Genomic DNA, 19763 nt, shown 5'->3' on the forward strand with positions numbered 1-19763 from the left:
CGCCGCGCGGCGCCGAGCCTGCCGGCCGCCGTCGTACTTTCCTCGCAGCGGAACCCGGCCGGCTGACGTTTGTCCTAAAGGAGTTCCGTGTCTTCACATCCGATTCGTGTTGCAATCGTCGGCGTAGGAAACTGTGCCGCATCGCTGGTCCAGGGCGTCCACTACTACAAGGACGCAGATCCCAAGGCCACGATCCCGGGCCTGATGCACGTTGAGTTTGGCCAGTACCACGTAGGTGACGTTGAGTTCGTCGCCGCGTTTGACGTTGACGGCAAAAAGGTCGGCGTTGACCTTGCCGATGCGATCCTCGCGAGCGAAAACAACACCATCAAGATCGCTGACGTGCCGCCCACCGGTATCACCGTCCAGCGCGGCCACACCCTCGACGGTCTCGGCAAGTACTACCTCGAGACCATTGAGCAGTCCACCGAAGAGCCCGTGGACGTAGTCCAGGCACTCAAGGACGCCGCCGTTGACGTTATGGTCTGCTACCTGCCCGTCGGCTCGCAGGAAGCTGCCGAGTTCTACGCCCAGTGCGCCATCGACGCCGGTGTCGGCTTCGTCAACGCCCTCCCCGTGTTCATCGCCGGAACCAAGGAGTGGGCGGACAAGTTCACGGCTGCCGGTGTCCCGATCGTCGGCGACGACATCAAGAGCCAGATCGGCGCCACCATCACGCACCGCGTGATGGCCAAGCTGTTCGAAGACCGCGGTGTCACCCTGGACCGCACGTACCAGCTGAACGTCGGCGGCAACATGGACTTCAAGAACATGCTGGAGCGCGACCGCCTGGAATCCAAGAAGATCTCCAAGACCCAGGCCGTCACGTCCAACGTGGAAGCCGAACTGGCTGCCAAGGACGTCCACATCGGCCCGTCCGACTACGTCCAGTGGCTCGACGACCGCAAATGGGCCTTCGTCCGCCTCGAAGGCCGCAACTTCGGCGACGCCCCCGTATCGCTCGAGTACAAGCTCGAGGTTTGGGATTCGCCCAACTCCGCCGGCGTGATCATCGACGCCATCCGCGCCGCCAAGATCGGCCTGGACCGCGGTATCGGCGGCCCGCTGCTCTCCGCATCGAGCTACTTCATGAAGTCCCCGCCGGAGCAGTTCAATGACGACCTCGCCCGCGAGAAAGTTGAAGCCTTCATCCGCGGAGACCTCGAGCGCTAACCCGGGCATTTACTGCAGTTGCCCTATCACTTTTGGTCCTCAAACCCTTGGTTTGGGAACCATAAGTGATAGGGCAACTGGCTTTTAAGAACCCCGGAGGGCCAACCGCACTTGATTGATTGCGCCCCGGAAGTCCTTGGCGAGATCATCGGCATTGAATTTGAAGTACCGCCACCCCGCCCGGTTGAAGACTTCGTCCCGCCGATTGTCCCGGGACTGCTGTTCCCTCGTGAGGTGGTGGCCGCCGTCGTACTGGATGGCGATGCGATGCCGCCGGTATCCCATGTCAGCAGCCGGGGAAAAGGGATCACCGGGCACGATCCGCACTTGTAGTTCGGGCTCGGGGAGACCAGCCTCGCCAAGGGCAAGACGCAGGAAGGTCTCTGGAGCGGAGTCAGCTCCGGGGCGGATCAGCAGTAATGCCTCCCGGGCTTTAACGATCCCCTTCATTTTGGGATGCTTGTTCAGCATGCACTGCAACCGCTCCACTGTGCTCCAGGGCTCTGTTCGTTCTTCCAAACCGTTTCGTGGCTGACGTACCAATTGGTCGCCTACGGCCACAAGATCCGCCAGGGGCAACAAGGCTGCAAGATCCAGCCATGTGCGGGCAGGAGTCGAAATGCGCATTCCCTCCCAGATCATCGTTTCGTCTTCGAACGCCAGCACCGTATGTCCAATGACGCCTTCACGGCGGACCGGTGGCAGCGTCTTCGGCTTACTGAGGTGGAGTTGCCGGCAATCCTGCAGCCAGGCCGGAAGCCACAGCCCCCACAACACTGCTGCCGTGATATGCGAGATCCATGCCCCGGGAGTGGCAGCGGAAAGTGCCCGGGAGAGCCCGTGGAGTTCGAATTCCCAGCCGGCCGGCAGATAGAGTAGGCGTCCTGTGGAGGCGATATCCGAAGAACGCAGCCTGCCATTACTGAGCCTCGCCGCCCGGGCTTCGTGGACAGTGAACGGCATCGAGGAGAGGCGGGCCGGTAAAGGCGCGGGAGGTCGCATGCCGACCATTGTTACCCGGACGCCGTTTTGCCTGCAGAAGATATCCACAGGTTGCCGTTGCCCTATCAGTTATGGTCCCCAAAACCTCCTTATGGCAGCCAAATCTGATAGGTCAACGTTGGGGGAGAGGTCAGGAGAGGCCCACCGGGTTGCCGGCATCGTCCACGTCCATTCGCATGGCGGCGGGGGCGGCAGGCAGGCCGGGCATGGTCATCACCGCTCCGGTCAGCGCCACGATAAAGCCGGCGCCTGTCTTGGGGAGGAGGTCGCGCACGTGGATAGTGAAACCCTTGGGTGCGCCGAGGCGGGAGGCGTCGTCCGTGAACGAGTATTGGGTCTTGGCCATACACACGGGCATCCCGGACCAACCGTTCCTTTCGATGTCGGCCAGCCGCTTCAGGGCGGGCACGGAGAACTCGACGCCGTCCGCACCGTAAATCTCCTGCGCGATGGTCCGGATCTTGTCCTCCACCGGCAGCTCCAGCGGGTACAAAGGCCGGAAGCTGTTGGGCCCGGCCACCACGCGCGCCACGAGGGCCGCGAGTTGGTCGCCGCCGTCACCCCCGCCGCCGCGACCCCACACATCGGCGACGGCGGCCGCAACTCCTTCCGCCGCACACCAGGCCAGCAGCCACTCGAGCTCCTCAGCAGAATCTGAGGAGAACCTGTTGATGGCCACCACCGGCGTGACACCGAACTTTTCCACGTTCCGCACATGCCGGCGCAGGTTGGCCACCCCGGCTTCGAGGGCCGGCAGGTCCGGTGCAGTAAGCCGGTCCTTGGCAACCCCGCCCTGCATTTTCAGTGCACGTACTGTCGCCACCACCACGACCGCTGACGGGGCCAGGCCGCCAAACCGGGACTTGATGTCCATAAACTTTTCGGCACCCAAATCAGCCCCGAAGCCTGCTTCCGTGACAACCACGTCCGCGAGCCGGCGAGCTGTCTGGGTGGCAATCAAGGAGTTGCAGCCGTGGGCGATGTTGGCGAAGGGACCGCCATGGACCAGGGCCGGGGTGCCCGCGATGGTCTGCACCAGGTTCGGTTTGATGGCCTCCTTCAGGAGCAGGGTCAGGGCCCCCTGCACACCCAGATCAGCCACCGTGACAGGGGAACGGTCATAGGTGTAGCCGAACGTGATCCGGCCCAGGCGCCCGCGGAGGTCCGCCAGATCTGTGGCCAGGCAGAAAACGGCCATGATCTCCGAGGCCACCGTGATGTCGAAACCGTCCTGGCGGGGAATCCCCTGCGCCGGCCCGCCCAGGCCGATGACCACCTCCCGCAGGGCGCGGTCGTTGACGTCCAGCACCCTTTTGAACGTCATTCGCCGGGGGTCGATATTGAGCTGGTTGCCCTGGTAGATGTGGTTGTCCACCAGCGCCATCAGGGCATTGTTTGCCGACGTCACGGCGTGGAAGTCCCCGGTGAAGTGCAGGTTAATTTCGTCCATAGGCAGGACCTGCGAGTATCCGCCGCCCGTCGCTCCGCCCTTCATGCCAAGGACCGGTCCCAGCGACGGCTCCCGCAAGGCGATCATCACCCGGTGCCCGGCCCGGGCAAGGGAATCGGCGAGCCCCACGGTGGTGGTGGATTTCCCCTCACCGGCCGGAGTGGGGGACATGGCCGAGACCAGCACCACCTTCCCGTGCGGCGGGGGCGCCGATAGCCGCGCGGGATCAATTTTCGCCTTGTACCGCCCGTACTGTTCCACCGCCTCCGCGTTGATCCCCGCGGATGCGGCGATCTCCTCGATGGGCCGGATCCGTGCCGCGCGGGCAATTTCAAGGTCACTCGGGGTAGCAGACATCTTTGTCCTTTGCTGGAGCGAAGTGGCAGTGGGCGGTCAGGAGGCGGGAACCGGTGTGGTCAGCCGGCGCTGCACAAAGTTGTCGACGGCGGCGTGGTAAGTCTCGAGCGTGATGGCGGCCGTGCGCTGCCACCCCGAGTTCTGGGCGCGGATGGCGGCTGCCCGGCCCATGTCCTCCCGGGTGGCGGGGTCGTCATAAAGGGCCTCCAGCGCATCGGCCCAGTCCGAGGCGTGATGGCCGTCCACCAACAGCCCGGTCCTGCCGTCGAAGATCGCCCGCGACAGCCCGCCGACCCGCGTGGCCACCACGGGCGTGCCGCAGGCCTGGGCTTCGAGGGCCACGAGCCCGAAGGACTCGCTGTAGGAGGGCATCACCACAACGTCGGCCGCCCGGAACCATGCCGCAAGCTCCGGTGCCTTCACCGGCGGAAGCTGCGTGACGACGTCGTCCATTCCCGCCTCGGCAACCAGGCGCCGGAGGTTGAATTCCTTGTTCCCGCTCAGTGAGCCCAGGACGGTGAGCCGCAGGTTGATGTCCGGACGCCGGTGCCGGAGCAGGGCCGCTGCCTTCACCAGGATCTGCGGCCCCTTCAGCCGCTGGATCCGGCCCGCGAACACGAGGTGGAAAGTCTCCGGGCCGATGTTCCGCTCACTCCGCGACCTGGCCCGGAATGCAGGCGTGAACGTGCTGAGATCCACACCCGGCGGGGCGATGTCTATCAGGTCGTACGAGGCGCCGTAGTGGGACACAAGCTCGGCCGCCTCGGCACTTGTGTTGGCAACCAGCCGCGCGGCGCCGTCCACTATCCGGTGCTCACCCAGCTCCCGGCGCCGCGGCTCGGGCTGCTCACCGGACTCGAGCAGCAGGTTCTTGACCTTGGCCATGGTGTGCATGGTGTGGACCAGCGGCACGCCCCACAGTTCCGAAAGCTCCAGCCCCGCGATTCCGGAGACCCAGTAGTGGGAATGGATAACGTCGTAGCGGCCGTGCGGCTGCCGTTGCCGGATCTGCTCAATCTCTTCGACCATGTGGTGGAGAAGTCCCGGAAGCTCCTCCTTGGGAATCTTCTTCGCGGGCCCGGCCAGGACGTTGTGGACGCACACCCCGGGATCGGGGTGCTCGACGGCGGGCTGGCCGGCGGAGGTGGACCGCGTGAAGATCTCCACTTCCACGCCGGCTTCGGCAAGCGCGGAGGCCAGTTCGCGGATGTAGACGTTCATGCCGCCGGCATCACCGGAACCCGGCTGCTCCATGGGGGATGTGTGGAGGGACAGTAAGGCCACCCTGCGGACCGGTGCCACGGGACCTCCTTCCGGCCGCCGGCGCAGGTGCGCGCCGGGTCAGTACTGGGCATTCGCTAAAACATTACTCCTGTGTCAACGCGTGCCGCCGCGCCACAGCTTCCCCAGGGCCGGAAACGCCTGCTCGTACCCTGCCAGCAGCGCCGCGCCGAGCTCGTCGGAGCCTACCAGGGGATGCCGGGCGAAAGCCTGGAATGCCGCGTCCCGGTCACCCTCTGCTACTGCACGCACGGTCAGCTGCTCCACGTCCTTCACCTGCCGCAGCAGCCGGAGCTGCTCCGGCGGGGGAGACTGCTGGGCCAGCGGCAGCACGCCGTCGGGCGTTATGGTGCAGGGAAGTTCGACGACGGCGTCCGCCGGCAGTCCCGGAATGGCGGCTTCGGAGGTGGACGGCTGAGCGGTGAACGGCTGGTGCGCTGCCGTCGCGGCGGGTTCCGAAGGCAAGGTGTTGCGGGTGTTCAGGACCAGCTGCGCGTGACCGGACCCCGAGAGGGCGCGCATGGCTGCCAGCGCGACGCGCTCGTAGCCTCCGCCGGCGAGGTCGGCCTCATCGCGGCGTTCGTCTTGCCCGCGCGCCTCGGCGAGGTAGCCCTCCTCCCGGGACCGGCGCGCAGCCTCCCACAACCCGAACGCCTTTCCGCCCGCGGCGGCGAGCCGCGGGTACAGCTCCTGCTGCTGGCTGTGGATGGATTCCCCGCGGGTGGCGGACATGGCACGCATCGCCTCCCGGGCGGCGTCCTGCTGGTAGTAGTAATACAGGTACTCATTGGGAAGCGCACCGAGGCGGGCCAGGAACGGCTGCGGAAACAGCCTGCCCTCTTCAAAGGACTGAAGCGCCTGCGGATCCGACAGCAGCGCGGGAAGCACGTCCCGTCCGCCGGACTCCAGCCGGTACAGCCAGCCCAGGTGGTTCAGGCCGTAGTAGCCCACGCCGTCGAGCGCTCCTTCCGGCAGCGTGATGCCGGCAGCCCGGGCCGCACGGTGCACCAGTCCGCCCGCGGAGTCGCAGATCCCGATGACCCGGCGGCCGAGCACGGGCACGAGCGCTTCGGTGACCATGCCGGCCGGGTTGGTGAAGTTGATCAGCCAGGCGTCCGGGCAGTGTTCCCTCATCAGGTGCGCGAGGTCCAGCATGTGCGGGATGGTCCGGAGCGCGTAGGAAATACCGCCGGCCCCGGTGGTTTCCTGCCCCAGCAGGCCCAGGTCCTGCGCCACCTTTTCGTCGGCCACCCGGCCGGCGGTACCGCCGGGGCGGATGGCGGCGAACACCATCCGGGTACCCTGCAACGCCTCCGGGAGGTTGGTGGTGGGATGGACCGGCAGGCTGGCACCTGCAACGGGCATACTGCGCAGGACAGCTGTCACGGCGGCAAGGCGGGAGAGGTCGACGTCGTACAGCACCAGTTCGGTGACCACTCCGGTGAAGGGGCCCGAGACCAGCGCGCGGTAGATCAGCGGAACCCGGAAACCACCGCCGCCCACAATCAGTAGCCGCATAATCAGCAGTCTAGCTTCGCTTTCCGGCTCGGGCGGGGGAGACGGCGGCCCTGCTTGAGCGGGCGGGGCTGGGCGTGGTGCTGAAGGCACAAAAACGCCTGCCGCCCCTTTCTTTCGGAAAGGGCGGCAGGCGCCATGGTGCTTTTGAGGGTCAGCCGACGCGGGTGTAGCTGATTTCCGTCTCTCCCGCAGGAGCCGAGTGAAGCGTTACGTAGGTGCCCTGGGCCTTGTTGGCATTGCCGGGCAGCGCGCCGGGCAGTGAAACGTAATGACCCCCGGCGCGGACTGGAATTTCGCGGTCAGCCGGGAGGGAGATGTAGCTGCCCCCACGCGGTGTGCTGCTGCGGACGGTGGCTTGGGTTTTCTGGGTTGCGGCCAGTTGGGAATGCAGAGTCATGGTGTCTCCTGGTTATCGGGGGCTTGCCGGTATTGCCGATGCCGGTGCAGTACCGCCTGCGCGCCAATCAGGAGGGGCACAGGCGGACATCGGGGGCCGGACTGCGGCGGCCGACTGCCAGCACGCTGGGACGGTTTACGCTGCGGCACCACCTAAAGTTTGGCGGCCTGGTATTAACTCTACGGAATTAATATGAGCAGCTCATAATAAGGTGGGCGATCTCACGGGACGTGCCCGCCCCTACCGGATGTCCGGGGCAGGGCGTAGTGTGCGGCACATGGACGCGATTCCCGCACGCCCGTTTGACCCCCTGGCTGCCGTCCGCTCGCCCTCGGACCCCGGGTTTGACGTGCTGCTGGCCGGAACGGTGTTCCAGGACATCATCTTCACCGGCCTGCCCCACGGCCCGGAACCGGGTACGGAGATCTGGAGCGACGGCATGGGCAGCTGCCCGGGCGGTGTGGCGAACCAGGCTATTGCTGCGGCCCGGCTGGGCCTGCGCACCGGCCTCGCGGCAGCCTTCGGGGACGACGGCTATGGCGACTTCAACTGGAAGATCCTGTCCCGCCAGGAGCACGTGGACCTGAGCCTGTCGCGGAAGGTGCCCGGCTGGCACTCTCCGGTCACTGTGTCACTGTGCGTGGATAAGGACCGGTCGCTGGTGACGCACGGCCATGCGGCGCCGGTCACTGCCTCCGAGCTCATCGGGAACCCGCCTCCCGCGCTCGCCGGCATCGCGGAGGTGGGGATGGAAGTTGAGCCGTGGGCGAAGGAAGCGCATCAGGCCGGGGTCAAGCTGTTCGGCGACGTCGGATGGGACCCCAGTGGCGTGTGGGCGCCGGTCCGGCTGGACAACCTGCAGTACTTCCACGCGTTCCTGCCCAATCAGCGCGAGGCCATGGCGTTCACCGGCAAGGACGATCCGTGGACCGCCCTGTACGCGCTGGCGGACCGGGTGCCGGTTGCCGTGGTGACCCTCGGGCCGCAGGGTGCCATGGCGGTCGATTCCGAAACAGGCGAGGAAGAATGGGTGCCTTCGCTGCCCGTCAAAGCGTTTGATCCCACGGGCGCCGGTGACTGTTTCGACGCCGCATTCATCGTGGGGACCCTGGCCGGCTGGCCCCTGGGCAACAGGCTGCGGTTCGCGAACCTGTGTGCCTCGCTGGCGGTGCAGGAGGTGGGAGGATCGCTGGCTGCCCCTGGCTGGGGAGACATCGCTGACTGGTGGAAACGGGCAAACGCCCGCCCGGAACGAAAGTCCAGCCAGTGGCTCCGCCGCTTCTCCTTCCTGGCCGACATCGTCCACGACGTCCCGCTCGCTGCCCAGCGCAGGGCATCGGCCACCATCGCACACCTCTCGGACGCCTGATTATTCGGCCCGAAGCGCCAGCACTAGAATCACTAGGGTGACTTACCCCGCAGCAACCGGTGATTTCGATGCCGCCACGGCACAGGACCCCCGCAATGAACGGTCAGCCGTGATCGACCTTGACGCCATCCGGCACAACGTCCGCCGGCTGGCGGCCGCAGCTTCCCCGGCGAAAGTCATGGCGGTGGTGAAGGCGGATGCCTATGGACACGGCGCGGTTCCGGTGGCGCGTGCGGCGCTGGACGCCGGCGCCTCCTGGCTGGGGGTCGCCCACATTTCCGAGGCCCTGGCGCTGCGTGCCGCCGGCATCGAGGCGCCGTTGCTCGCTTGGCTGCACACCACCGAAAGCAACTTCAGTGCGGCGGTGGCAGCCGGCGTCGACATTGGGTGCTCGGGCTGGGAGCTTGACCGTATTGTCGCGGCAGCGCGGGAGCAGGAGCGCCCCGCCCGCATCCATCTGAAAGTGGACACCGGCCTGGGACGCAACGGGGCAACGCTTGATACCTGGGACCACCTGGTGGGCGAAGCCATGGAATACCAGGACCAGGGACTGCTGCGCGTGGTGGGGATCTTCTCGCACCTCGCGGTGGCTGACGAACCCGAGCGGCCCGAAACCGACCAGCAGCTGGCAGCGTTCCGGGAAGCGATCGCCGTTGCCGAGGATGCTGGTGTGGACCCTGAAGTCCGGCACCTTGCCAACACGCCGGCCACCCTGTCCCGCCCGGATACCCACTTTGACCTGGTCCGCGTGGGACTGGGAATCTACGGGCTGTCGCCGTTTGACGGGCAGACGTCCGCGGAGCTGGGGCTCCGTCCGGCCATGACGCTGCGGACCCTGGTGTCCCAGTGCAAGGAAGTCCCGGACGGGCAAGGCGTCTCCTACGGACTGCACTACCGCACCAGCGGCCCCAGCACGCTGGGCCTGATCCCGCTGGGCTACGCCGACGGCGTGCCGCGCGTCGCCACCGGCGGCCCCGTCCGGGTGGCCGGCAAAACCTACCCCGTGGTGGGACGGATCGCCATGGACCAGATGGTCATCGACTTCGGCGGCACTGGCCCTGCGGGTGCGGGCCTGCTGGGTGCCGAGGCCGAGCTGTTCGGCGACGGCGCCGACGCCGGCCCCACTGCCGATGACTGGGCGCGTGCCGCCGGAACCATCAACTACGAAATCGTCACCCGGATCAGCCCCCGGGTTCCCCGCCGCTTTATCAACGAAGAGGCCCCGGCCGCCGTCGTGCAGTCTGCGGAGGGGGCCGCGTGAACGCGCCCCAGGCCCGCGACAACGGCGGGGCCCGTCCCAACTGGGAAAAGTCCCTCACGGCGACGACGGCGGAGCAGACCCACGCGCTCGCCGTACGCCTTGCGGCGGTCCTCGAAGCCGGGGACCTGCTGGTGCTTTCCGGCGAGCTGGGTGCCGGGAAAACCACGTTCACGCAAGGTTTGGGAGAGGGGCTGGGCGTCCGCGCCGGCATCATTTCGCCCACGTTTGTCCTGGTACGCATCCACCCCAACCTGCCCGACGGCCCACGCCCCGGCGGACCGGACCTGGTCCACGTGGATGCCTACCGCCTGGACTCGGCCGCCGAAATTGACGACATCGACCTCGAAAACACCCTCGACTCCTCCGTGACGGTGGTGGAATGGGGCCACGACCGGGTGGAGCACCTGAGCGAGAGCCGGCTGGAGATCGACCTGCACCGTGCCATTGGACTCGGTATTACGGGCTTCACGAGGTCCGACGGCGGCACCCTGGACTTCGGAAACGAGGACACTGACGAGCCCCGCACCATCGTGATGCGCGGATACGGTCCACGCTGGCCTGCTCCTCCGGAGCCGGTTGCCACCTTTGAAGGGAACGCCTGATGCTCATCCTCGCCATCGACACCTCCGCCGTGGCCAGCGCGGCACTGGTTTCCGGCGACGCCCTCGAAGGTGTGGTGGCCAGTTTCTCCACCGAGGACACCCGCAGCCATGCGGAGGTTCTCGCGCCGGGAATTGAACAGCTGTTGGCGGACGCCGGCGTGGGCGGCAGCGACATCGACGCCCTGGTGGTGGGCGTGGGCCCCGGCCCGTTCACGGGGCTGAGGTCGGGCATCGCCACGGCCCGCACCCTCTCGTTTGTCTGGGGTAAGCCACTGCATGGCCTGATGAGCCTGGACGCCGTGGCGCTGGAAGTCGCCGAATCCACCACGGCTGCCGCCGAATTCCTGGTGGTGACGGACGCGCGCCGCAAAGAGGTCTACTGGGCAGGCTACAGCCTTGCGGACGGGCAGCTTCCCGTGCTGGAGGACGGCCCGCACGTCAGCTTCGCCACGGACCTGCCGGACCTGCCCGCCTACGGCGCCGGCGCCGGGCTCTACGCAGAGACTCTGAAGGCAAACCCGGAATTCGCCCAGGAACAGCCGGACGCGCTGTACCTGGGCCAGTTCGCGCTGGCCCGGCTCGCCGCAGGGGATGCACTTTTGGACTCCACCCCGCTGTACCTCCGCGAATCCGACGCCCAGGTCCCCGGACCGAGGAAGAGGGCCCTGTGAGCACTGCCCCCGATCCCGGCAACCATGGCGTCTCGGTCCGCGCGATGACCCCTGACGACGTCGTCGCCGTCAGCGTTTTGGAGCAGCGGCTTTTCCCCGTGGATGCCTGGCCCCTGCACATGTTTTACGACGAACTGGCCCAGCCGGAGACCCGTTGGTACCTGGTGGCCGAGGGCAGCGACGGCATCGTGGGCTACGCCGGGCTGATGTGCATCGAACCCATCGCGGACGTGCAGACCATCGCCGTCGTGCCTGAATACGAAGGGCGGGGGATCGGCACCACGCTGCTGACCCGGCTCGTCGAGGAGGCGCAACGGCGGTACGCGGTGGACGTCCTGCTGGAGGTCCGCGCGGACAATCCCCGTGCCCAGCAGCTTTACCGGCGTTTCGGTTTCGAACAGATCCACGTCCGCCCCCGCTACTACCGTGACGGCGTGGACGCCCTGATCATGCGGCTCCAGCTTCCCGGCAGGGACGGCCAAGGATCAGACGACAGATCAACGGAAGGAGGCAGGCCATGAACCGCTCGCAGCCCCTGGTGCTCGGCATCGAATCGTCCTGCGACGAGACCGGCGTGGGCGTTGTCCGCGGGACCACCCTCCTGACCAACACCGTGTCATCTTCCATGGATGAGCATGTCCGGTTTGGAGGCGTCATCCCCGAGATCGCCTCAAGGGCACACCTTGATGCCTTCGTGCCCACCCTTGAGCAGGCACTGTCCGAGGCCGGCGTGACGCTGGACGACGTGGACGCCATCGCCGTGACCTCCGGCCCGGGCCTGGCCGGTGCCCTTATGGTGGGCGTCTGCGCAGCCAAGGCCCTGGCCGTTGCCACCGGGAAGCCGCTCTACGCCATCAACCACCTTGTAGCCCACGTGGGCGTGGGGTTGCTGGACGGGCCGGACAACGGGCGGGCCCCGCAGCTGCCCGAGAACCTCGGCGCCTTGCTGGTCTCCGGCGGGCACACCGAGATCCTGAAAATCAACAGCATCACCGATGACGTGGTCCTCCTCGGCTCCACCATCGACGACGCCGCGGGCGAAGCGTACGACAAGGTGGCCCGCATCCTTGGACTCGGCTATCCGGGCGGGCCTGCCATCGACAAGGTGGCCCGCACCGGCAACGCAAAGTCCATCCGCTTCCCGCGCGGCCTCAGCCAGCCCAAGTACATGGGAACCGCTGAGGAACCGGGCCCGCACCGCTACGACTGGTCCTTCAGCGGCCTGAAAACTGCGGTTGCCAGGTGCGTTGAGCAGTTCGAGGCCCGCGGCGAGGACGTTCCGGTCCCGGACATTGCGGCCGCCTTCCAGGAAGCCGTGGTGGACGTTATCTCCTCCAAGGCTGTCCTGGCCTGCAGGGAAAACGGCATCAAGGATGTGCTCCTGGGCGGCGGTGTGGCGGCCAACACCCGGCTGCGCGAGCTGACGGCCCAGCGCTGCGCCTCCGCAGGGATCAGGCTGCACGTACCCCCGCTGGATCTCTGCACGGACAACGGCGCCATGGTGGCCGCCCTCGGTGCGCAACTGGTGATGGCGGGCGTACGTCCCAGCGGAATTGGCTTCGCCCCGGACTCGTCCCTGCCGGTCACGTCGGTGTCCCTCCCGGCCTGACCCCAGGATGTCCCTCCCGATGCCCTATCAGTTGTGGTCCCTAAAACACCTGTTTGGGAACCACAACTGATAGAGCAACGAGGGGAAAATCAGGCGGTGGGGCCGTTCCGCATCTGCTTGACCAGGTCCAGGACCACTGCCTGGAGGTCCCCGCCGTGCTCCTCGGCAACCCGGCGCTGGCGCTGGTACCCGGCGCCGCGGCGGATGATTTTTTCGACGTCGGCAAGCTCATCGGGGCAGCCGAGCTTGGCGGCCACGGGCTCAAGCCGGTTCAGGGTGTCCAGGAGGTGGTCGGTGACCAGCTGCTCCTTGCCTGCGGCATCCAGGATGATGATGGCGTCCATCCCGTAGCGGGCCGCCCGCCACTTGTTCTCCTGAACGTGCCACGGCGGCATGGTGGGGATGGTCCCGCCGTTGTCCAGGGTGGTGGAGAACTCGTCCACGAGGCACTGGGTGAGGGCGGCGATGGCGCCTACTTCCTCCAGTGTGGCCAAACCGTCGCAGATGCGCATTTCGATGGTCCCCAGGTTCGGCACGGGCCGGATGTCCCAGCGGATTTCCGAAAGGGTGTCGATCACGCCGGTGGTGAACATGTCCTGCACATAGGACTCGTAGTCGTCCCAGGAGCTGAACTGGAAGGGCAGGCCCGCCGTGGGGAGCTGCTGGAACATCAGTGCCCGCTGGGATGCGTAGCCGGTGTCCTCGCCGCCCCAGAACGGGCTCGACGCGGAGAGCGCCTGGAAGTGCGGGAAGTAGTTGACCAGCCCGTCCACCACGGGAAGCGCCTTCTCGCGGCGGTCCAGCCCCACATGTACGTGCACGCCGTAGATGACCATTTGCCGGCCCCACCACTGGGTACGGTCGATCAGCTTTGCGTACCGGGCCTTGTCCGTCACCGGCTGCAGCTGCGGCGGGCTGAACGGGTGGCTGCCGGCGCAGAACACTTCCACGCCCATGGGATCGGTGATCTCCCGCACGGCCGCGAGGGACCGGCTGAGGTCCTCTTTGGCCTCCGCGGCGGTCTCGCAAATCCCGGTGACCAGCTCCACGGTGTTCAGCAGCAGTTCCTGCTTGATGTGCGGGTGCTCGTCATCCTCGTTCAGCTCCGGGTGGCGGGAAGCCACGCCGCGGAGCACCTCATTGGCGACGGAGGCGAGCTCACCCGTCCTGCCGTCCACCAGCGCGAGTTCCCATTCGACACCAAGTGTTGACTGCCTCGATGAAGCGAACTCAATGTTCACGCGTTTCCTAACTGTCCTGTTGCCGCTGGCTCACGCCGTCACTGAGGGGCTTCTGCCGGCAGGCGAACGCGTGTTTCAAGTCTAGTGCAGGGGTAGCATCGTATTGATGGCCTCGTTCCAACACCTGCGTGACAGTCTTCACAAAACCTTCCCGGTTCTGGCTGCAGCCTCTGCTGCGTTGGGGCTCGCGGCCTGCACTGCCGCCCCGGCCCCTGTCCCGTCGCAGGCCCCTTCCACGTCCGCCGCGCCTTCTGCATCACCGCGTACGACGCCGGCACCCCGTACCGCTTCCCCCGCACCTTCGCCGTCGGCCGACCCAGCCCTGCGCCCGCTGGGGTGGGGCCCGCAGCAGCGCGACCAGGACGCCGCCGCAGCCGCCGTGGCGGGGATGTCGCCGGAACAGAAGGCCGGCCAGGTCCTCCTTCCCTTCTTCACCGGCAGGGACGCCGGCGCCCATGCCGCCGTCGTCGAACGCCTGCACCTCGCCGGGTCCATCATCATGGGCGACAACGTGCCGCTGGACCCGGAGGGGGGAGTAGACCTCGCGGCCATGGGCGCCATCAACCAGCGGCTGGGGCAGGCGGCCACTGCGGACGGCAGGCCCTGGCCAGGGATGATCGGCGTCGACCAGGAGGGCGGGCTGGTGGCGCGCCTCGGTGCGCCGCTGACGGAATGGCCGAGCCCCATGAGCTACGGCGCCGCGGGCAGCGGAGCCCTGGCGCGTGAGGCCGGGCAGGGCCTTGCGGGGGAACTGGTGCCGCTGGGTTTCAACACGGATTTTGCCCCGGACACTGATGTAACCATCGGGCCGGCGGATCCCACGATCGGGGCCCGGTCCATGTCGGGCAACCCGGACACCGCCGCCGCGCTGGGGGTGGAGTATTCGCAGGGCATGCTGGCCGCCGGCGTTCTTCCCACCGTCAAGCATTTTCCCGGCCACGGGTCGGTGACCACCGATTCGCACCTCAACCTTCCCGTGCAGCCGGCCAGCGTGGCGGAGCTGGGCTCACGTGACTGGAAGCCGTTCCAGGCCGCGATCGCCGCCGGTTCGCCCATGGTGATGACCGGGCACATCGCCGTGCCCGCGCTGGAACCTGGAGTCCCGGCGTCGCTCTCCACACCTACCTACGCCGCGCTGCGGGGGCTCGGGTTCAAGGGGGTGGCGGTGACGGACGCCCTGAACATGGGGGCAGTGCACAAGCAGTATCCGGCCGGATCCGCCGCCGTTATGGCCCTCGCGGCGGGAGCCGACCTGCTGCTGATGCCCGCCGACGTCGCGCAGGCCCACGCCGCAATTGTTGGCGCCGTCGCCGCCGGTACCCTGCCCGCGGCCCGCCTGGACGAGGCGGCCGTCCGGGTGGCAACCATGATGACCTGGCACGCCCGGGCAGCTGCGGGCACGGGCAAACCAACAGGCGCTGCCGCCGGCAGCGGAGCCCCCCTTTCCGCCAGGGTGTCCGCCGCCGCCGTCACCGTCCTCTCCGGGCACTGCGGCGGACCCCTCGTTCCCGGAGCGGTCCGGGTGTCCGGCGGCAGCCCCGCGGACAGGGCACGGTTCGAGGACGCTGCGGCCCGTTACGGTCTCAGCTTGGGATCCGGCCCCCTGGTCAGCCTCATCCCGTACGGCGGACGGCCCGCGGGGGGAGACATCGCCGTCGCCCTCGACGCCCCCTGGCCGCTGCAGGGCTCGGCCGCTCCGGTTAAGGTGGCCCTGTACGGCCGCAGCCAGGGGGCTTTCGACGCCCTCGCCGCCGTCCTGGCCGGGAAGGCGCCAGCACCCGGCAAGCTGCCCGTCGCCGTCGGAAGCTTCCCGGCGGGCACCGGCTGCCCCTGACCCAACTGACTCGCATTAGTTGTCGTTTTGCGCGGTCAAAACGACAACTATTGCGAGCTAGTTGGGCGGGAACGGGTTAAATGGTCAGGTGCCCATTCTGAATAAAGACATGACCCTCTGCATCTCGCTCTCGGCCCGGCCCAGCAACAACGGGACCCGGTTCCACAACCACCTGTACGGGCAGCTGGACCTGAACTGGATCTACAAGGCATTCGCCCCCACCAACCTGGAGCAGGCCATCGCCGGAGTGCGGGGGCTGGGAATCCGCGGTTGCGCCATCTCCATGCCGTACAAGGAGGACGTGATTGCCCTCGTTGACGAAATGGACCCGTCGGCCACAGCCATCGATTCCGTCAACACCATCGTCAACACCGACGGGCACCTGAAGGCCTACAACACCGACTACACGGCGATCGAGCAGCTGCTCGCCTCGAACGCGGTGCCCAACAGCTATTCGGTGCTGGTCCAGGGGGCCGGAGGCATGGCCAAGGCCACCGTCGCTGCGCTTCGGGACGCGGGGTTTACTGACGTCACGGTCCTCGCACGGAACGAAACCACCGGGCGGGCGCTCGCGGAACAGTATGGGTTCCAGTGGCGTCCGGCGCTCGACGGCAGGACTGCAGACCTGATCATCAACGTCACACCCCTGGGTATGGCCGGCGGGCCAGGAGCGGACACCCTGGCCTTCCCGCAGGAAACCATCGACGCCGCCCGGGTGGTGTTCGACGTGGTTGCCCTGCCTGCCGAAACCCCGCTGATCAGTGCCGCCCGGGCCGCCGGAAAGCCGGTAATTACCGGAGCGGAGGTGGCCACCATCCAGGCGTTGGAGCAGTTTGTGCTCTACACCGGGGTTCGGCCCACCGCTGAGCAGGTCCGTGCGGCCGAGGAGTTTACGCGCGCCCAGTAGCGGCGTGTTGGACAGGTTCCACCACGATGGCCACCCTGTCCTCCCCGATCCGGGTCAGGACCAGGGTGGCTGTTTTGTTGCCGGCCTTTTTTCCTCCGGCGAGAAGCTGCTTCCGCAGATCCTCAGGGGTGACGGCGGTGCCGCGCTTCTTGATGTCCAGCACCCCGATGCCCTCCGCCTTCACCCAGGCCTTGAGCGCCTTGACGTTGTACGGCATAACGTCCAGCACCTTGTAGGCACGCGCGAAGGGTGTGTCCACCAACTGCGGCGCGCAGATGTAGGCGATGTGTTCATCCACCAGGTGCCCGCCCAGCTGCAGGGCGGCGTCGGCCACCAGCCCCGCGCGGATCACGGCGCCGTCGGGCTCGTACAGGTAGCCGTCCACCGGACCCACAGGGGCGGCGGGACCCGCCCCGAAATCCTCGCCGCTGGTGAGCTCGGCCGCACCCCAGGAACCCAGGACCAGCGCTGCCCGGCGGACGCCGGGCCGGCGCACGGCGTTGAACCACAGCGCCACCTCGGTGACATCGCCGGACACGGAGACCCACTGGGCCTCGCAGTCTGCCGGCACGGAGTCATGGGGCATCCCCGGCCCCATCTTCACCCCGACCGCACGGCCGGTCGCCGCCAGGGATTCAACAAAGGACAGAGGCGGCGAAAAGGCCTCGGGGTCCCAGATGCGTTTGGTACCGGACGTGGAGGTGACCCGCCGGGCAGGGTCCAGCCAGACGCCGTCGATCCCGTCCAGCGGAACGGCGGTGGCATCTGCATGAACCACCGTGGCGTTGGAGAACGGAATGAGGTTGACGGTGGCGCAGGCGGCGGTGGCCTCGTCCATTTCCACCGCCGTCACGTTGATGTCCATCGATGCCAACGCCAGCGAGTCGGCGGCAAGGCCGCAGCCCAGGTCCGCCACGTGGCTGATGCCGGCCCCCGCGAAGCGCTGGGCGTGACGCGCGGCCACGGTGAGCCTTGTTGCCTGCTCCAGGCCTGCCTGGGTGAACAGCATGCTGCGGGCGAACTCACCGAACTTCGCCTCGGCTTTCGTGCGGAGCCGGGACTGGGTCAGGACTGCGGAGACCAGGGCGGGGGAGTGGCCGGCCTTCCGCAGTGCTGAATTGAGCTCGAAGGACTTGTCCTCCTGGTACGGGCCCAAAGACGCCAAAAGCTCCCAGCCCTCTGGGGTGAGCAACGGCGCGATGTGGTCCTGGGGAGCGTGAGACATGCATTCCAGCCTAGTGGAGGAGCGTCCGGCGGGATGCGGATAGTGTTGAAACCATGGAAGAGAGCGCAGGCCCCCAGCCGTCCGGAGAACCAGCCCGGGACAGGGGCCCCGCCAGATTCGCCCGGCCGGCACTGATCGCCGGAGCCCTGGTGGCCGTGGTGTGCATCGCGCTCCTGGTGGTGATCTTTTTCCTGGACACGTTCAACGCCACCGTCTACTCAGTAGGCGGCAACGACATCGCGGACGACACCCAGGAAGCCCGGGACATCCGCGGGCTGTACGACGGCGCCCGCGCAGGCAGCATCGCCATCCTGGTGTTCGCCCTGCTGGCCGCAGCTGCCGCAGGCGTGGTTCTTTACCGGGCGCGGAAACCGGCGGACGGTGACGGCGAGGCCGGCGATGACGTCGACTTCGACGACCTGGGACGCTGAGGCGCTCTGCCGCCTGCACTGGTCAGCAGCACCCCGGAAATAACCAGGACGCCGCCGAGGACCTGCGGAACAGTAATGGGCTGGCCCAGGATGACCGTGATAATGGCGGTGAATACGGCAATGAGGTTCAGGTAGTTGCCGGCGTTGGCCGGGGTGGTGCGTTTGAGGGCCAGGTTCCAGAGCAGGTACGAACCCAGTGAGGGGAACAGGGCGATAAACACCAGGGACCAGCCCTCCCCAGGGGTTTCCGGCAGGCCGGCGCCCGTGATGAGGGCCAGCGGGCTGAGGACGACGGCGGCAATCGCCACCTGGACGGCCGTGGAGGTGATTGCGGGGACGCTCAGCCGGCGGGCGAGGATGGTGTAGAGGCCCCAGACGGTGATGGCAGCGAGGATCAGCAGTTCGCCCTTGTTGATCGAAAAGGTCAACAGCCGCTGGAGGTCGCCGCCGGTGAGCACCAGCAGGACGCCACAGAGACCCAGGCCAATGCCCACCCAGCTCAGCGGGCGCGGCCTGTCTCGGAGCAGGACCACCGCCAGCACCATAATCAACGCCGGGTTTGCCGCCGTCACCAGGGAAGCGTTCAGGGCGGACGTATTCTGCAGGGCGCTGTAAAGAAGCAGGGTGTAGCCGCTCATGCCCAGGGCGCTCAGGAGCAGCAGGATAGGCCAGCGCCGCAGGACCGCGCGCCAGTCCGGCTTTTCCACGAGGTGGGCCAGCAGCAGGAGGGGCCCAGCCGCGATCACCCAGCGCCAGAACGTCAGCTGGAGCGGCTCCATGGTTTTCATGGCGGCCTGTCCGACCACAAAGTTTCCGGCCCAGAACAGGTTGGCAAGGATGAGGTAAACGGCGGCTCGCACCGATCAAACCTACACGGCAGCGAGTACTCCAATGACGAAACGCTGGCACTCGCCTTGACCGAGTGCTAACCCTTACATAGAGTCTTCATTAGCACTCTCCCTAGGAGGGTGCTAACACATGAAGAGCTGCCAGCCAGGCTGCTGCCGGCACCGCGACGACGGTTTGCCAGCCACGGCGGGAAGCTTTCCAGTCCACGAATTTGCTGACGAAAAGGAGAGGTCCGAGTGTCGGTCTCTATTAAGCCTCTTGAGGATCGTATTGTTGTCCGCCCGCTCGAAGCCGAGCAGACCACGGCTTCCGGCCTGGTTATCCCGGACTCCGCGCAGGAGAAGCCCCAGGAGGGCGAAGTTGTTGCAGTAGGCCCCGGCCGCTTCGAAGATGGCAACCGCGTTCCTGTCGACGTTGCCGTGGGCGACGTCGTTATCTACTCCAAGTACGGCGGAACCGAAGTCAAGACCGGCGGCACCGAGTACCTCGTGCTGTCCGCCCGCGACGTCCTGGCGATCGTCGTAAAGTAACTCCCCGGATCCCCGTGCCGCTGGTCTTGCATTCTGCTGGTCAGCTGCGCGGGGTT

19 protein-coding genes are annotated in these 19763 nt (G+C 67.1%); 11 read left to right on the forward strand and 8 right to left on the reverse strand.

All coding sequences use genetic code 11. From position 1 onward, the window contains the following. Positions 1-87 precede the first annotated feature (87 nt). Positions 88-1173 (forward strand): inositol-3-phosphate synthase, encoded by a 1086-nt coding sequence (locus ACFVYC_RS00930; protein WP_387545571.1) that lies wholly within the window; start codon positions 88-90, stop codon positions 1171-1173. Positions 1174-1257: 84 nt separating this feature from the next. Here the strand turns inward: ACFVYC_RS00930 and ACFVYC_RS00935 are convergent, their stop codons facing one another. The 5 genes from ACFVYC_RS00935 to ACFVYC_RS00955 all read right to left on the reverse strand — a co-directional run bounded on the left by ACFVYC_RS00935 (position 1258) and on the right by ACFVYC_RS00955 (position 7178). Then, positions 1258-2175 (reverse strand): DUF559 domain-containing protein, encoded by a 918-nt coding sequence (locus ACFVYC_RS00935; protein WP_387545573.1) that lies wholly within the window; start codon positions 2173-2175, stop codon positions 1258-1260. Positions 2176-2305: 130 nt separating this feature from the next. Further along, the gene (locus ACFVYC_RS00940; protein WP_387545575.1) at positions 2306-3982 is read right to left on the reverse strand and encodes a formate--tetrahydrofolate ligase; all 1677 of its coding nucleotides are present in this window, start codon (positions 3980-3982) and stop codon (positions 2306-2308) included. Between the two features lie 36 nt (positions 3983-4018). After that, positions 4019-5284 carry a D-inositol-3-phosphate glycosyltransferase gene (mshA, locus tag ACFVYC_RS00945; RefSeq protein ID WP_387545577.1) on the reverse strand — a complete coding sequence of 422 codons (1266 nt, stop codon included), beginning with the start codon at positions 5282-5284 and terminating at the stop codon, positions 4019-4021. A gap of 75 nt (positions 5285-5359) precedes the next feature. Continuing rightward, entirely contained in the window at positions 5360-6781 is a 1422-nt protein-coding gene (locus ACFVYC_RS00950) for a 6-phospho-beta-glucosidase (protein WP_387545580.1), read from the reverse strand. Between the two features lie 151 nt (positions 6782-6932). Further along, entirely contained in the window at positions 6933-7178 is a 246-nt protein-coding gene (locus tag ACFVYC_RS00955) for a hypothetical protein (RefSeq protein WP_387545583.1), read from the reverse strand. 277 nt (positions 7179-7455) lie between these two features. On the opposite strand from ACFVYC_RS00955, the gene ACFVYC_RS00960 reads away from it, so the two are divergent. The 6 genes from ACFVYC_RS00960 to tsaD are packed head-to-tail and all read left to right on the forward strand — an operon-like array spanning position 7456 to position 12690. After that, a complete protein-coding gene (locus tag ACFVYC_RS00960) occupies positions 7456-8547 on the forward strand; it encodes a carbohydrate kinase family protein (protein ID WP_387545584.1) in 1092 nt (363 codons plus the stop codon). A 37-nt stretch (positions 8548-8584) separates the two neighbouring features. Continuing rightward, positions 8585-9808 (forward strand): alanine racemase, encoded by a 1224-nt coding sequence (gene alr, locus ACFVYC_RS00965; RefSeq protein WP_387545587.1) that lies wholly within the window; start codon positions 8585-8587, stop codon positions 9806-9808. Next, positions 9805-10410, forward strand: coding sequence for a tRNA (adenosine(37)-N6)-threonylcarbamoyltransferase complex ATPase subunit type 1 TsaE (tsaE, locus tag ACFVYC_RS00970; RefSeq protein WP_387545588.1), 606 nt, complete (start codon positions 9805-9807; stop codon positions 10408-10410). Before alr ends, tsaE begins: the two co-directional genes overlap by 4 nt. Further along, positions 10410-11081 (forward strand): tRNA (adenosine(37)-N6)-threonylcarbamoyltransferase complex dimerization subunit type 1 TsaB, encoded by a 672-nt coding sequence (gene tsaB, locus ACFVYC_RS00975; protein ID WP_387545590.1) that lies wholly within the window; start codon positions 10410-10412, stop codon positions 11079-11081. Before tsaE ends, tsaB begins: the two co-directional genes overlap by 1 nt. A gap of 44 nt (positions 11082-11125) precedes the next feature. Continuing rightward, positions 11126-11602: a ribosomal protein S18-alanine N-acetyltransferase gene (gene rimI / locus ACFVYC_RS00980; RefSeq protein ID WP_387547055.1), complete on the forward strand. Its 477-nt coding sequence runs from the start codon at positions 11126-11128 to the stop codon at positions 11600-11602. Further along, positions 11599-12690: a tRNA (adenosine(37)-N6)-threonylcarbamoyltransferase complex transferase subunit TsaD gene (gene tsaD, locus ACFVYC_RS00985; protein WP_387545592.1), complete on the forward strand. Its 1092-nt coding sequence runs from the start codon at positions 11599-11601 to the stop codon at positions 12688-12690. Before rimI ends, tsaD begins: the two co-directional genes overlap by 4 nt. 89 nt (positions 12691-12779) lie before the next feature. Here the strand turns inward: tsaD and ACFVYC_RS00990 are convergent, their stop codons facing one another. After that, positions 12780-13931 carry a glutamate--cysteine ligase gene (locus ACFVYC_RS00990; protein WP_387545594.1) on the reverse strand — a complete coding sequence of 384 codons (1152 nt, stop codon included), beginning with the start codon at positions 13929-13931 and terminating at the stop codon, positions 12780-12782. A gap of 388 nt (positions 13932-14319) precedes the next feature. Here ACFVYC_RS00990 and ACFVYC_RS00995 point away from each other — a divergent pair, with 388 nt between their 5' ends. Beyond that, the gene (locus ACFVYC_RS00995; protein WP_387547058.1) at positions 14320-15765 is read left to right on the forward strand and encodes a glycoside hydrolase family 3 N-terminal domain-containing protein; all 1446 of its coding nucleotides are present in this window, start codon (positions 14320-14322) and stop codon (positions 15763-15765) included. A gap of 109 nt (positions 15766-15874) precedes the next feature. Further along, complete coding sequence (locus tag ACFVYC_RS01000) at positions 15875-16672, forward strand: shikimate 5-dehydrogenase (protein ID WP_387547060.1); 798 nt, start codon at positions 15875-15877, stop codon at positions 16670-16672. Here ACFVYC_RS01000 and ACFVYC_RS01005 read toward each other — a convergent pair. Next, positions 16656-17897, reverse strand: coding sequence for a class I SAM-dependent methyltransferase (locus ACFVYC_RS01005; RefSeq protein ID WP_387545596.1), 1242 nt, complete (start codon positions 17895-17897; stop codon positions 16656-16658). The two genes, ACFVYC_RS01000 and ACFVYC_RS01005, sit on opposite strands and share 17 nt — an antisense overlap. A gap of 53 nt (positions 17898-17950) precedes the next feature. On the opposite strand from ACFVYC_RS01005, the gene ACFVYC_RS01010 reads away from it, so the two are divergent. Next, on the forward strand, positions 17951-18328 hold the full coding sequence (locus ACFVYC_RS01010) for a hypothetical protein (RefSeq protein WP_387545597.1): 378 nt from the start codon (positions 17951-17953) through the stop codon (positions 18326-18328). On the opposite strand, the gene ACFVYC_RS01015 is transcribed toward ACFVYC_RS01010, so the two are convergent. Further along, complete coding sequence (locus tag ACFVYC_RS01015) at positions 18253-19188, reverse strand: DMT family transporter (RefSeq protein ID WP_387545599.1); 936 nt, start codon at positions 19186-19188, stop codon at positions 18253-18255. The two genes, ACFVYC_RS01010 and ACFVYC_RS01015, sit on opposite strands and share 76 nt — an antisense overlap. Positions 19189-19413: 225 nt before the next feature. Here ACFVYC_RS01015 and groES point away from each other — a divergent pair, with 225 nt between their 5' ends. After that, entirely contained in the window at positions 19414-19707 is a 294-nt protein-coding gene (gene groES / locus ACFVYC_RS01020; protein ID WP_003805290.1) for a co-chaperone GroES, read from the forward strand. The last annotated feature ends 56 nt before the right edge of the window (positions 19708-19763 follow it).

The organism is Pseudarthrobacter sp. NPDC058329 (genome assembly GCF_042879835.1).
In the GTDB taxonomy this organism is placed as follows: domain Bacteria; phylum Actinomycetota; class Actinomycetes; order Actinomycetales; family Micrococcaceae; genus Arthrobacter.